The organism is Planococcus dechangensis (genome assembly GCF_042654465.1).
Classification (GTDB): Bacteria; Bacillota; Bacilli; order Bacillales_A; family Planococcaceae; genus Planococcus; species Planococcus dechangensis.
In genome coordinates this window covers 1-11,924 of the sequence record NZ_JBHSGL010000005.1, presented here as the reverse complement: position 1 = coordinate 11,924, position 11,924 = coordinate 1, and the positions used below count along the sequence as shown (strand labels likewise).

Here is an 11,924-nt window from a genome sequence, read left to right as displayed (position 1 = left end):
TTATCGTTTCAAAAAATCTTTCAGTTTTTCAAGCGGCCATGTATTGACGATATTGTCTTTTTTCAGCCATGCTTTTTGTGCGTGTCGGACACCGGTTTCCATGACGTCCAATCCTTCGATTGCATGGGCATCGGTATTGATGGCCACCGGCACCCCTTTGTCCTGCGCCATGACCAGCCACTCTACAGCAAGGTCGAGGCGATACGGGCTGGCGTTCAATTCGACGATCTTGCCGTATTGCTTCGCCCAGTCGAGAATTTGTTCAACGTCCGGGTCATAGCCGTCACGCTTGCCAACGATGCGGCCGGTCGGATGGGCGATCATATGGACATTGGGATTCTTCATCGCTGTCAGTATGCGTGCCATGATTTGTTCCTGCGGCTGTTGGAAACTCGAATGGATACTCGCGATGACGAAATCCAATTGACTCAATACTTCGTCATCAAAATCCAAGCTGCCGTCCGGCAAAATGTCCATTTCTGTTCCTGACATGACTTCTATATCGCCGTACTGCCCATTGGCTTCTTTCAGTTTGGCGTTTTGTTCGAGCAAACGCTCAGGCGTTAAGCCGTTGGCGACTTTGAGATATTGGGAATGATCGGTGATGACCATGTATTCATAGTTGCGCTCACGGCAGGCATCGATCATTTCGTTGATAGAATGCGCGCCGTCGGACCAAGTTGTGTGCATATGGAGGTCTCCGCGGATATCTTGTATCGAAACAAGCGACGGTAACTCATCAATGCGGTCGATTTCACGGCCATCTTCGCGTACAGTCGGCGGGATGAACGGCAGATCAAAATGGGCATAAAATTGCTCTTCGGAATCGAATGTCAAGATCGATCCATCTTCTTGCTCGACACCGTACTCGCTGATTTTTTCTTTTTTGGCTTTGGCGAGCTGTCGCATGCGCACATTGTGGTCTTTCGAGCCAGTAAAGTGATGAAGTGCCGTTGCAAACTCCTTCGGTGCGACAAGCCGGAAATCGACATCGATCGGCTCAACCACTTCCACAGCGACCGACACTTTCGTATCCCCAGATGCGATAGTTTCGGTTACCGGCAATCCGGCAAGCAGCTGCTCTTTCACCTTAGCAGGGTCGTCTGTTGCGATAATAAAGTCAAGGTCTTTGCTCGTTTCTTTCGTGCGCCGGAAACTGCCAGCCACTGAAAAATCGCTAATGCCGGAAATCGTCGTCAGCAAGTTCTCGATAAATGCCACCGTTTCTTCCGTTTTCCAAATGGGGTGGCGGCCTGGGTCGGTCGCGAAGTTCTCAAGTTCCAAGAGGATTTTCTCTTCTGACTTCGCCCCGAAACCCGGAAGTGCCTGCACGCGCTGGTCGAGGCATGCCTGTTTCAAGCTTTCCATTGAATCGACGCCGAGTTCCTTATACAATTTGGCGATTTTCTTGCCGCCAAGCCCTTGCAGCTTCAGCATCGGGACAAGCCCTTTCGGCACTTCTTCCTGAAGCTCTTCGAGAACCGATGATTTACCTTCGGCGAGAAGTTCCGTGATGACGTCGCCTGTGCCTTTTCCGATGCCTTTCAGCTTGGTCACGTCTTCAATTTCGTCCAAACTGCGTTGATCAAGTTCAAGCGCTTGTGCGGCTTTGCGGAAAGCCGATACTTTAAACGGGTTGTCCCCTTTTAATTCCATATATAATGCTATATTTTCCAAGGTGCGGATAATAATTTTTTTATTCATCCAAAATAAGCCCCCTTATCGGTTCATAAAAAAACTTCCCTCGTAAGAGAGAAGTTCCTACTACATATAAATATACCACCATTCCTTCACTTTCTCAGAGAAATAAGGCGTATGCTCAAGCAGTGCACGGGCAATTCTGGAATTTTCGAGCTGGTTTTGTATTGCATCGATTGGCAATAGCGCAAACACATAGACTGCGAAAAATAACAGGACATAAGCTTCAATAAATCCAAGCACAGCACCGAGGATGCGGCTAAGAAAGCCAAGAACCGGTATATATTTTACAAAATCGAACATCGAGGCGATCAGCATGAGCAAAAACTTCACTACAAAGAAAATCAATGCAAAAGCCAATAGCTGGTAAAAAGTTTCATCCAAATTCAATTGCTCGACTGCGATCGCAAAACGTGAACTGTCATCGACAGTCGGATACGGCACCCATAGCACAAAGTTTTCAGCCAGCGGGCGGAAGTATGTGTAAGCGACAATTAGCGCTACCACAAAACCGACCATATGGAAAAATTGCAGCACCAATCCGCGTTTAAAGCCGATCAACAAGCCAGCTAACAGCAATACCAATAAAATTAAATCAAGCATTATCCGTCAACCCTTCAAGTTATTCAGTTCAATTTGCATTTGTTCTAGCTGCTCTTTCAGTTTAAGATATTCATGTGTCGCATTTACTGCGGTCAATACGGCGAGCTTCGCTTGGTCAAGCGATGGATTGGCGGCATTAATCTCCCGCATCTTGCTGTCGACCATCGAAGCGACAAGCCTCATATGGCCGGATGTTTCGGTACCGAACATCTTATATGTATGGCCATATATATCAACGACTGTGCGAATTTTATGCTGTTCCTGCACTGCGCGTTCCCCCTTTAGAATTCTATAGACCATCATAACACGAACACAAGCGGATTGTGAATCATAAGAAAGAGGCGAGCCCATGTCGAATAGCGTCTTAAAACTGACGGAAGAAATGCTTCAACAACTGATCAATCATTACCAAAAAGCGGAAATCAATTCAAAAAATCCCCACGCCCGCTTTACCGCCAAACTGCCGGATGCTACGATCACTGTCTATAATTCCGGAAAAGTGATGTTCCAAGGAGCCGGCGCCGATCGGGAAACCGCAATATGGGGCGCAGCGGAACGTTCCGAACAAACAAATCAGGCAAAAGGCGATAAACTGCCGCCGAATTTTGAACACTTATCGGTGCTCGGCTCGGATGAAACCGGCACCGGAGACTTTTTCGGCCCAATCACCGTCGCGGCATGCTTTATCCCATCCCACCAAATCGCATTAGCGAAAGAGCTCGGCGTCAAAGATTCCAAGCAGCTGACGGATGATTATATGCGCAAAATTGCGCCGGATTTGCAAGCGTCGTTCCCTTATAGCGTGCTGACCTTGAATAATGAGAAATATAACGACGTGCAGTCACAAGGCTGGTCGCAAGGCAAGATCAAGGCATTGCTTCATAATCAGGCGCTCAAGCATGTGCTGCGGAAAATCGCTCCGGAGAAACCGGATGCCATCCTGATCGATCAATTCGCCGAACGTGGCATTTATTATAAACACATCGCAAAAGAATCGGAGATCATCCGTGAAAATGTATTGTTTTCCACAAAAGCGGAAAACCTCCATGTGTCGGTTGCCTGCGCGTCGATCATCGCGCGCGTTGCCTTTCTCGAAGAAATGGACCGGCTCAGCGCAACTGCCGGCATGACCTTGCCAAAAGGCGCCGGCGCAATTGTTGACAAGACCGCCGCAAAAATCCTCTTATCACGCGGCGAATCTTTTCTCCGAACCATCACGAAAGTCCATTTCGCCAACACTAAAAAAGCGCAAGCCTTAGCGGCAAAGAAAAAGAATACATGAAAAAAATGCCTGGAGCTCTTCACGAGTTCCAGGCATTTTTCATTCATTGACTTTTCAAATCTTCATTTCACGAGCCGATTCTCGGGTTACGGCTTCAGCCGCTTGCCAAAGAGGCAGTGTCCATGAGAATTTGTTTAGCGCAGTTCAGCGCCCGACTCAGTGAGCGCATTGATGACTTTGTCATGCGCCGCGTTCACTTCTTCGTCCGTCAAGGTTTTCTCCGGATCAAAATACGTCAGCGAGAAGGCCAAAGATTTTTTGCCGTCTTCCATTCCTTCGCCTTCGTACAGATCAAAGACACGGACATCTTTCAATAGCTTGCCGCCCGCTTTGCGGATGACTTGCTCGATTGACTGTGCCTCTACGATTTTCGACAGCACTAGCGCCACGTCGCGCGAAATTGACGGGTAACGCGGAACCGGCGTGTAGATGAGCCCTTCTGTTTCCAAGGTCAGCAATGTCGCCAAGTTCAATTCCACAGCGATCGTTGTTTTCAAGTCGCGTTTTTTCTGCTCGGACGGATGCAGTTCACCGATCACGCCAATACGCGCTCCATCCAACATGATAAATGCCGTTCTGCCAGGGTGCAAGCCGTCAAGTTCGCCGCGTTCAAATGAAAATTTAAAGCCAAGTTTTTCGGCAAGTCCCTCGACAATGCCTTTGGCGACGAAAAAGTCGACTGGCTTTTTCTCTCCTTGCCAGCCATGGTCAAGCCATAATCCAGTCATGACAATAGCCAATTGTTCCTGCTCATCGAGCAATTCGTCTTGCCCTTTCAAGAACACAGCACCCGTTTCATACAAAGCGACTGAATCGGTACGTCTGGCTGTGTTATATGCGAGCGACTCGAGCAAATGAGGCAGCAGGCTTTGGCGCAGTACGCTGCGTTCTTCACTCATCGGCATCAATAGGCGCGTCGTTTCGGTCGGCTCCAATGCAAATTGAGTGGCGGATTGCTCAGAACTTAAGGAATAAGTCGTTGCCTGCAGCAGCCCCGCGCCTTCCAAAAAGTGGCGGACAATGCGGCGCTTGGCCTGATACGGGCTTAGTCCGCCTGGTGTAGCGTCAGTGCGCGGCAAGGTCGCCGGAATTTCGTCGTAGCCGTAAAGACGGGCAATCTCTTCTACAACATCTTCTTCAATTTGGATATCCTGGCGGCGCGTCGGCACTTGGATAATCAATTGATTGTTAGCCGCTTCTGTTTCAAATTTCAAACGGCTCAAAATATCGAGCATGTCTTCCAACGGAATTTTCATGCCAAGACGGCTATTGATGAAGTCAGGTGAGACTTTTACGGTGCGCTCTTGCTTATCCAACTCATCGAATACGAGCGATCCGCCGAGTACTTCCCCGTCAGCGAGTTGTGCCAATAATTGCGCAGCGCGCTCAGCAGCCGGGATGACGCGGTTCGGGTCGACGCCTTTTTCATAACGTGAACTCGCATCGCTTCTTAAGTTATGGTCTTTTGATGTCCGGCGGATCGAATCAGCCGCAAAATAAGCCGATTCGATGACGACCGTCGTCGTGCTATCGCTCACTTCTGAGTTCGCCCCGCCCATCACGCCGGCAAGCGCGACTGGGTCTTTGCCATTGGTGATAACCAAATGATGCGGGGACAATGACCGTTCCGTATCATCGAGCGTCGTAATTTTCTCGCCTTGTTTCGCCTGGCGCACGGTGATATTGCCAGTGCCAAGTGAATCATAGTCAAAAGCATGCAAAGGCTGTCCATATTCCATCAATACATAGTTCGTCACATCGACGACGTTATTGTGAGGGCGTACGCCTGCAGCCATTAAACGCTGCTGCAGCCAAATCGGCGATTCTTTCACCGTAATGTTGCGGACAACTTTTGCGACGTACAACGGGTTTGCTTCAGGTGCATTGATTTCCAAGCTCAGCATACTTTCTGCACGGTCATTTGCTTCAGCATACTCAATATTCGGCAAGCTCACTGCTTCTTCCAAAATGGCGCCGACTTCATACGCGACACCGAGCATGCTCATCGCATCTGCACGGTTCGGCGTCAAGCCCAGTTCAAGGACCGTATCGTCCAAGTCGAGATAGGACACAACATCGGTGCCTGGTTCTGCAGCTTCAGGCAATACGTAAATGCCTTCTGCGTAATTTTTCGGCACGAGTTTCGATTCAATGCCGAGTTCCTGAAGCGAGCAGATCATGCCGTTTGATTCCTCGCCGCGCAGTTTCGCTTTTTTGATTTTCATGCCGCCGGGAAGTTTCGCACCCGGACGTGCCACGATGACCGATTGCCCTTGTGCAATATTCGCTGCTCCGCAGATGATCTGGTCGATTTCCCCGCCCCCGACATCCACTTGGCAAATTGACAATTTATCTGCTTCCGGATGCTTCGCACATTCCGTCACATAACCGATGACCAAGTTCGCCAAACTTTCCGAACGGTCGATCACCGCGTCGACTTCGATGCCTGCACGCGTGATTTTCTCCCCTAGTTCTGCAGGGGGCAAATCTTGTGTATTTACGTATTCTTTCAACCATTTTGTTGATACTAACATGAAGGTTCCTCCTTATAATTCCGTTCGTTGAAATTGCGTTAAGAAGCGGACATCGTTCGTGTAGAAATGGCGGATGTCTTCAATCGCGTACTTCAGCATCGCGATGCGCTCCGGCCCCATGCCAAATGCAAATCCGGTCAGGCGCTTCGAGTCGTAGCCAGCCATTTCCAGCACGTTTGGGTGCACCATGCCGGCGCCGAGAATTTCGATCCAGCCGGTCTTTTTGCAGACGTTGCAGCCGTCACCGCCGCATTTAAAGCAGGAAATATCCATTTCAACAGATGGCTCAGTGAACGGGAAGAAACTTGGGCGCAAACGGATTTCGCGGTCTTCTCCGAACATTTTTTTGGCGAATACGGACAAAGTCCCTTTCAAATCGCTCATGCGGATGTCTTCTCCGACAACGAGTCCTTCGATTTGCGTGAATTGATGCGAATGAGTCGCATCGTCATTGTCGCGTCGGTACACTTTACCCGGGCAGATGATCTTGATCGGCTTGCCGCCTTTCGCTTCCATCGTGCGAGCCTGTACGGGCGATGTATGTGTGCGCAGCAAAATATCTTCTGTTACATAGAAGGAATCCTGCATATCACGTGCTGGATGGCCTTTCGGTAAATTGAGTGCTTCAAAGTTATAATAATCTTTTTCCACTTCCGGCCCTTCTGCGATTTCATAGCCCATCGACAAGAACAAGTCTTCGATTTCTTCCACCACACGCGTCAGCGGATGTGGATTGCCTGTTTTGGCAGGACGGCCCGGCAACGAAATATCAATCGTTTCCCGCTGCAGTTTTTCATTGATCGCCTGTTCTTCCAAAATGACCATGCGGGCATCCAAAGATTCCGTCACTTCTCCGCGCACTTCGTTGACGAGTGCACCCATTTTAGGGCGTTCTTCTGCCGGCAATTTGCCCATGCCTTTCAAAACATCGGTAATCGGTCCTTTTTTCCCTAAATACGCCACACGGACTTCGGTCAATTGTTTGACCGTTTGTGCCGATTCAATTTTTCCAAGTGCTTCATTTTTCAATTCCTGCAATCTTGCTTCCATTTTCTCTCCTCCTTGAACATAAAAAAGCCCCGCCCCAAAAAGGGACGAGGCATTGATTCGCGGTACCACCCTAGTTATCGCACTCATGCGATCACTCGATTCGTTAACGGCTCTTCACCGGTCTGACTTTACGGCACGCGGCCGGTCCCCGTCAGACAGCTCGCGGGGTGAACTTCTGGTGTCTCTGCATATCCGCGCTTTCAGTCGAGGGCGGACTTCCTTGGATGCAGTGGAACAACATACTTTTCCCGGTCGATGCTTTTGTTATTTCTATTCAATTATAATGAACTTTCGCCGGTTAATCAAACACCAGTTTTCACAATGAGGCTATAAAGCAAAATTCCCGTCGCCACCGCCACGTTCAGCGACTCGGCAGGCCCATATAGTGGCACCATGAGATTTTGTGTCGTCTGCTCCAAAAGCTGCGGTTCGACGCCGCTTCCTTCATTGCCGACAATAAGCGCAAACTGCTGCTGGGACTCGGCTTCGTACATCGGCACGGATTTGTGCAGCGCCGTACCGTACACCGGAATGTCCCGGCCGTTCAAATTTCCGACCCAATCGAACAAATCGCCTTTAACGATCGGCACCTGGAAATGTGCACCTTGCGCCGAGCGCACCGTTTTCGGGTTGAACGCATCCGCCGATCCTTTTCCGAGAACTACTGCATCGATGCCTGCCGCCGCCGCTGTGCGGATCATCGTGCCGACATTGCCCGGATCTTGGACGGCATCCACCAATAACAGCGTCTGCCATTGTTCTTGCTGCGCCGCGTCAAACTCAGGCTGTGCGCAATGCGCGAAAATGCCTTGAGTGTGTTCGGTTTCTGCAATCTCCTTGGCGATCTGTGCCGTCACGACATAAAGCGGCACACCTTCTATGTCCCAATTGTCCGGAATCGTTGTGCCTTCACGGACAATCAAGCCTTTGATCAATTCTTTTTTGGTCAATGCCTCTTCCGTCAAATGGAAGCCTTCGATCAGAAACTCCGCGAACTTGTCGCGTTCTTTTCGTGTCGTACTCAATTTTTTCCAGTGTTTGACGATTGAGTTTTGCAAAGATTCAATTCGCTTCATAATACGTTCACCACTTTTTTCAGAATAGCTTCAGTATAGCATAGGCACAGTTTACGCTGTAAAGAAATCAAAGCCGAGCGCCGTGACGATGCCGAAAACGAGCGTCCAAACACCGATGCTGATGACCATCCAGACGGTCGTATTGCGCTTGGTCGCACCTAACGTCATACCGATGAATGCCGCGATGTGTGTGCCGATTAGAATGGGTCCTAGAAGCGACAGACCGGGCAAGCCGTATTTATTCCAGATGCGTACTGCTCGTTCGCTTTTCTTCGATGCCGCTTTTCCTTTTGCTTCCTGGCGCTTTGTATACCAGTCACGAAATTTATCAAAGCCGATGATCAACATGAGCACCGTCAGCATATTGCCGATGAATGCCACAAGCATCACCATGCTAGGCGACAAGCCCCAGACGATGCCAAGCGGAATGACGAGCGCGATTTCAAACCATGGAATCGCCGCTCCGATAAAAATCAAGGCATATTCATAAATCATTCCGTCTCCTCCTTAAAATGTTTGCGGATTTCCAAATAATAAATCAAGTTTTGGCCAAAAGCGAGAGCTAATATTCCCCATACGATGTAAAGGCGTGGAACCGGTGCGACCATGATGAAGACGGCTAAAAGCGGCAACGCCCAAGTCATGAACGTGTAGACTTTCTGGACCGCTTTTCTCGTAATGAAAGTCATTCCTTCGTCTTCCTCCATATATTCCGGCGGACGCATCGAGAACGGAGAGATTCTTTTATCTGGATGATGCTTGTTATGAGACCTTAATACAAACAGATAAACGACGATCAGCACGAGGTAAACAGCCAGTGCAACGAACGTTAAAAATCCATCAAATGCCTGGGCTTCTATGCTTAAGCTCGTGTCTGTCTGAGTGACGGTGACAAAATTCGACGTCAAGCCTACAGCCATAACTGCAAGTATGAAAATAAATGCCATATTCCATAACGGATAGGTCATGCGGAAATCCTGTTTCATGTTTACTCCTCCTCCAACCAAAATAATTCTCCTACGTCAACCTGCAAGGCATTAGCCAGCTTTAATGCCAAAGTGATCGACGGCGAAAACTCGCCTTTTTCGATGAACGCAATGGTCTGCCGCGTCACTTCTACTTGTTTGCCCAGCTCGCTTTGGGTATAGCCATATCTTGCCCGCAGTTCCTTGACACGATTCCTTAACATTGGCAACCCTCGATTCATGTATAGTTTATATAACATAATGTAATGTATAATTAACATTAAGTCAAGTTTACCTAACATATGTATCGATTCGGATTTTGTAAATCAATAAGGAATCGCGGCATTTACTAATTGGGGAATCGCTTCCTTGGTAAAGTATGTGGATAAAGATGGCTGGAATTGGTTTGCGCGACTCTAGATACGAACTCCATTCTCAATATGTTCTATATATTTCCATAAGAAAAAGCCCGGCATCGGCCGGGCTTCATAATCAATCAAATGTAATTTTCGTTACGGTGTCGCGGTCGAGTTTTTTGATCACTTCAATGATCAATTTTACTGCATTCTCGTAATCGTCGCGGTGCAGGATGCCTGCGTGTGAGTGGATATAGCGAGTCGCTACACCGATCGCCAGCGCAGGTACGCCGTTGGCAGTCAAATGGATTGAACCGGCATCTGTTCCGCCGCCTGCAATCGTTTCGAACTGATACGGAATCCCTGATTCTTCCGCTGTATCGAGCACCAATTCACGCAAGCCTCGGTGAGAGACCATTGATGCGTCAAATAACAAGATTTGCGGACCATCGCCCATTTTGCTATTGGATTCTTTTGACGTGATTCCCGGTGTGTCTCCGGCAATCCCAACATCGACAGCAAAGCCAATATCCGGTTGGATAAATGCAGTCGCAGTTTTCGCACCACGCAGGCCAACTTCTTCCTGGACCGTTCCAACGCCATATACGACGTTCGGGTGGTCGACGCCTTTCAAGCCTTTCAAAACATCGATGGCGATCGCACAACCGATGCGGTTATCCCATGCTTTTGCCATCAATAGCTTTTCATTGTTCATGACCGTGAATTCGAAATAAGGTGTCACCATATCGCCTGGCGTTACGCCCCACTCTTTTGCTTCCTCACGGGAAGATGCACCGATATCTATGAACATGTCCTTGATTTCCACCGGTTTTTTGCGCGCTTCCGGTGACAGGATATGCGGCGGCTTCGAGCCGATGACGCCTGTCACTTCCTTGCCGCTTCTCGTCGTGATCGTCACGCGCTGTGCGAGCATGACTTGGTTCCACCAGCCGCCGACTGTTTGGAATCTCAAGAAACCTTTGTCGTCGATTTGGGAAATCATGAATCCGACTTCATCCAAATGGCCGGCGACCATCACTTTAGGTCCGTCTGCAAGCCCTTCTTTTTTCGCGATCAAGCTGCCTAAATTATCCGTTTCAACAGAATCGGCAAAAGGGGCTATGTATTTTTTCATGACTTCACGGGATTGGCGTTCATTGCCGGGGATGCCATTCGCATCCGTAAGATCTTTCAACATTTGTTGTGTTTCATCTAGTTTCGACATTATTTCGACCTCCTAAATAGTCATTGCTGTTCCATTATATAGGAATGCGCCAATGTTATCAAAAAATTCTTTTAATAGCCTTCTTGCTGGCGTTTGTAATTGGTTTCATTTTTTTCAATATAAGCTTGCAGTACTTCCTCGTAGCTGAACCCTAATGCTGTAGCGATCGCACCGAATGTTTGCCATAAAGTTTTGTACGACTCAAACTCGGCCCGTTCTGCAAATTGGCCGACTCTTGCATGAGCAGCCAAAAACAATTCGGTTAAATCCTGTTCTTCAAGCGGTCTAGGCCATTCCTTCAGCTCATCGAAGTTTTTTTCAATTCCGAGCGATAATAGAAAATGGATGCAATCGACGTATTCTTCCAGCAAAGTTTCTTTGGGTGATGGTCCTTTTGTGCTCCAGAACTTAAAGCATCTGGTTTCGTTCGCAAGTTCAGACAGCTCTACTTGAAGCGCCAGCACCTTTTTTTGGAATATTGGCACCTCGACATTTCGGTTTGACTGGATGTAACGATCCAATTCCCGTTGCATATGAAATAGCTCTTGTAAGTTCATAAACTTGCTCCTTTTCCAAAAAATATTGAAACTTCATCGCTTCTGTTACGTATTATACACAAGACTATTCTGTTAGGGGGCATAACGATGGCATTTTTGATCCGCTTGATTATAATCGCCTTGATCATTTATATGTTTTACCGTCTCCTGAAATTCATTTTCGACCCGAAACGAAAGCTCGATGCAGCACTGGAGTCCGGCACTTATTATTTTCACGACGATGTACGGAACGTCCGGAAAAACTTTTTTATCGCTTTGCGCGGTGTCCAATTCGAAGGTGAGAAATATTTGGGGACGACCAAGGATGCTTTTGATGTCGTGTCTATCTTCGTATGGACTGAGACTCCGGATAAATTGATCGGCTTCACGAAAGAAGACTTTCATTTTTTGGAAAAAGAAATTCACATGAATTACCCGGACGCGGATATTTCCTGGAAAAGCCCAATTGAACAATTGATGAAAAAAGAAGGAGAAGCCTGGGTAGTGACCCCTTAAAGTTAGAGTTTTAGTTATGCAGCTAATTGGCTGGCATGAATTCGGTAATTCACCGGACTCATGCCGGCCAATTTTTCTTTAAT

At 48.2% G+C, this 11,924-nt stretch carries 13 protein-coding genes and 1 other annotated feature; of the genes, 2 read left to right on the top strand and 11 right to left on the bottom strand.

Annotation, left to right across the window (positions count from 1 at the left end; translation table 11 throughout):
* The 3 genes from polX to zapA are packed head-to-tail and all read right to left on the bottom strand — an operon-like array spanning position 1 to position 2,568.
* Entirely contained in the window at positions 1–1,704 is a 1,704-nt protein-coding gene (gene polX, locus ACFO5U_RS03095; protein WP_377276626.1) for a DNA polymerase/3'-5' exonuclease PolX, read from the bottom strand.
* A 60-nt stretch (positions 1,705–1,764) separates the two neighbouring features.
* Positions 1,765–2,301, bottom strand: a complete 537-nt coding sequence (locus ACFO5U_RS03090; protein WP_377276625.1) for a CvpA family protein — start codon at positions 2,299–2,301, stop codon at positions 1,765–1,767.
* Between the two features lie 6 nt (positions 2,302–2,307).
* Positions 2,308–2,568 carry a cell division protein ZapA gene (gene zapA, locus ACFO5U_RS03085; protein WP_377276623.1) on the bottom strand — a complete coding sequence of 87 codons (261 nt, stop codon included), beginning with the start codon at positions 2,566–2,568 and terminating at the stop codon, positions 2,308–2,310.
* An 82-nt stretch (positions 2,569–2,650) separates the two neighbouring features.
* Between zapA and rnhC the strand changes: the two genes are divergently transcribed.
* On the top strand, positions 2,651–3,583 hold the full coding sequence (rnhC, locus tag ACFO5U_RS03080; protein ID WP_377276622.1) for a ribonuclease HIII: 933 nt from the start codon (positions 2,651–2,653) through the stop codon (positions 3,581–3,583).
* A 134-nt stretch (positions 3,584–3,717) separates the two neighbouring features.
* On the opposite strand, the gene pheT is transcribed toward rnhC, so the two are convergent.
* The 8 genes from pheT to ACFO5U_RS03040 all read right to left on the bottom strand — a co-directional run bounded on the left by pheT (position 3,718) and on the right by ACFO5U_RS03040 (position 11,346).
* Positions 3,718–6,117, bottom strand: coding sequence for a phenylalanine--tRNA ligase subunit beta (gene pheT, locus ACFO5U_RS03075; RefSeq protein ID WP_377276620.1), 2,400 nt, complete (start codon positions 6,115–6,117; stop codon positions 3,718–3,720).
* 12 nt (positions 6,118–6,129) lie between these two features.
* Entirely contained in the window at positions 6,130–7,167 is a 1,038-nt protein-coding gene (gene pheS, locus ACFO5U_RS03070; protein WP_377276618.1) for a phenylalanine--tRNA ligase subunit alpha, read from the bottom strand.
* Positions 7,168–7,204: 37 nt separating this feature from the next.
* Positions 7,205–7,432 (bottom strand) — a binding site (T-box leader).
* Positions 7,433–7,469: 37 nt separating this feature from the next.
* Positions 7,470–8,243, bottom strand: coding sequence for a TrmH family RNA methyltransferase (locus tag ACFO5U_RS03065; RefSeq protein WP_377276616.1), 774 nt, complete (start codon positions 8,241–8,243; stop codon positions 7,470–7,472).
* Between the two features lie 51 nt (positions 8,244–8,294).
* Entirely contained in the window at positions 8,295–8,738 is a 444-nt protein-coding gene (locus ACFO5U_RS03060) for a small multi-drug export protein (RefSeq protein ID WP_377276614.1), read from the bottom strand.
* Positions 8,735–9,229: a hypothetical protein gene (locus ACFO5U_RS03055; RefSeq protein ID WP_377276612.1), complete on the bottom strand. Its 495-nt coding sequence runs from the start codon at positions 9,227–9,229 to the stop codon at positions 8,735–8,737. The genes ACFO5U_RS03060 and ACFO5U_RS03055 overlap by 4 nt, the downstream gene beginning before the upstream one ends.
* 2 nt (positions 9,230–9,231) lie before the next feature.
* Positions 9,232–9,432: a helix-turn-helix transcriptional regulator gene (locus ACFO5U_RS03050; protein ID WP_377276611.1), complete on the bottom strand. Its 201-nt coding sequence runs from the start codon at positions 9,430–9,432 to the stop codon at positions 9,232–9,234.
* Between the two features lie 268 nt (positions 9,433–9,700).
* The gene (locus ACFO5U_RS03045) at positions 9,701–10,789 is read right to left on the bottom strand and encodes a M42 family metallopeptidase (protein WP_377276609.1); all 1,089 of its coding nucleotides are present in this window, start codon (positions 10,787–10,789) and stop codon (positions 9,701–9,703) included.
* A gap of 71 nt (positions 10,790–10,860) precedes the next feature.
* Positions 10,861–11,346 carry a dUTP diphosphatase gene (locus ACFO5U_RS03040; RefSeq protein ID WP_377276607.1) on the bottom strand — a complete coding sequence of 162 codons (486 nt, stop codon included), beginning with the start codon at positions 11,344–11,346 and terminating at the stop codon, positions 10,861–10,863.
* A gap of 87 nt (positions 11,347–11,433) precedes the next feature.
* On the opposite strand from ACFO5U_RS03040, the gene ACFO5U_RS03035 reads away from it, so the two are divergent.
* Positions 11,434–11,841, top strand: coding sequence for a sigma-w pathway protein ysdB (locus ACFO5U_RS03035; protein ID WP_377276605.1), 408 nt, complete (start codon positions 11,434–11,436; stop codon positions 11,839–11,841).
* Positions 11,842–11,924: the final 83 nt, after the last annotated feature.

What these genes read in the sequence shown, in the direction of transcription:
- pheT (WP_377276620.1), bottom strand. Translation starts at nt 6,117, where the DNA reads ATGTTAGTATCAACAAAATGGTTGAAAGAATACGTAAATACACAAGAT.
- ACFO5U_RS03090 (WP_377276625.1), bottom strand. Translation starts at nt 2,301, where the DNA reads ATGCTTGATTTAATTTTATTGGTATTGCTGTTAGCTGGCTTGTTGATC.
- ACFO5U_RS03060 (WP_377276614.1), bottom strand. Translation starts at nt 8,738, where the DNA reads ATGATTTATGAATATGCCTTGATTTTTATCGGAGCGGCGATTCCATGG.
- pheS (WP_377276618.1), bottom strand. Translation starts at nt 7,167, where the DNA reads ATGGAAGCAAGATTGCAGGAATTGAAAAATGAAGCACTTGGAAAAATT.
- ACFO5U_RS03045 (WP_377276609.1), bottom strand. Translation starts at nt 10,789, where the DNA reads ATGTCGAAACTAGATGAAACACAACAAATGTTGAAAGATCTTACGGAT.
- ACFO5U_RS03055 (WP_377276612.1), bottom strand. Translation starts at nt 9,229, where the DNA reads ATGAAACAGGATTTCCGCATGACCTATCCGTTATGGAATATGGCATTT.
- rnhC (WP_377276622.1), top strand. Translation starts at nt 2,651, where the DNA reads ATGTCGAATAGCGTCTTAAAACTGACGGAAGAAATGCTTCAACAACTG.
- ACFO5U_RS03035 (WP_377276605.1), top strand. Translation starts at nt 11,434, where the DNA reads ATGGCATTTTTGATCCGCTTGATTATAATCGCCTTGATCATTTATATG.
- ACFO5U_RS03065 (WP_377276616.1), bottom strand. Translation starts at nt 8,243, where the DNA reads ATGAAGCGAATTGAATCTTTGCAAAACTCAATCGTCAAACACTGGAAA.
- polX (WP_377276626.1), bottom strand. Translation starts at nt 1,704, where the DNA reads ATGAATAAAAAAATTATTATCCGCACCTTGGAAAATATAGCATTATAT.
- ACFO5U_RS03050 (WP_377276611.1), bottom strand. Translation starts at nt 9,432, where the DNA reads ATGTTAAGGAATCGTGTCAAGGAACTGCGGGCAAGATATGGCTATACC.
- ACFO5U_RS03040 (WP_377276607.1), bottom strand. Translation starts at nt 11,346, where the DNA reads ATGAACTTACAAGAGCTATTTCATATGCAACGGGAATTGGATCGTTAC.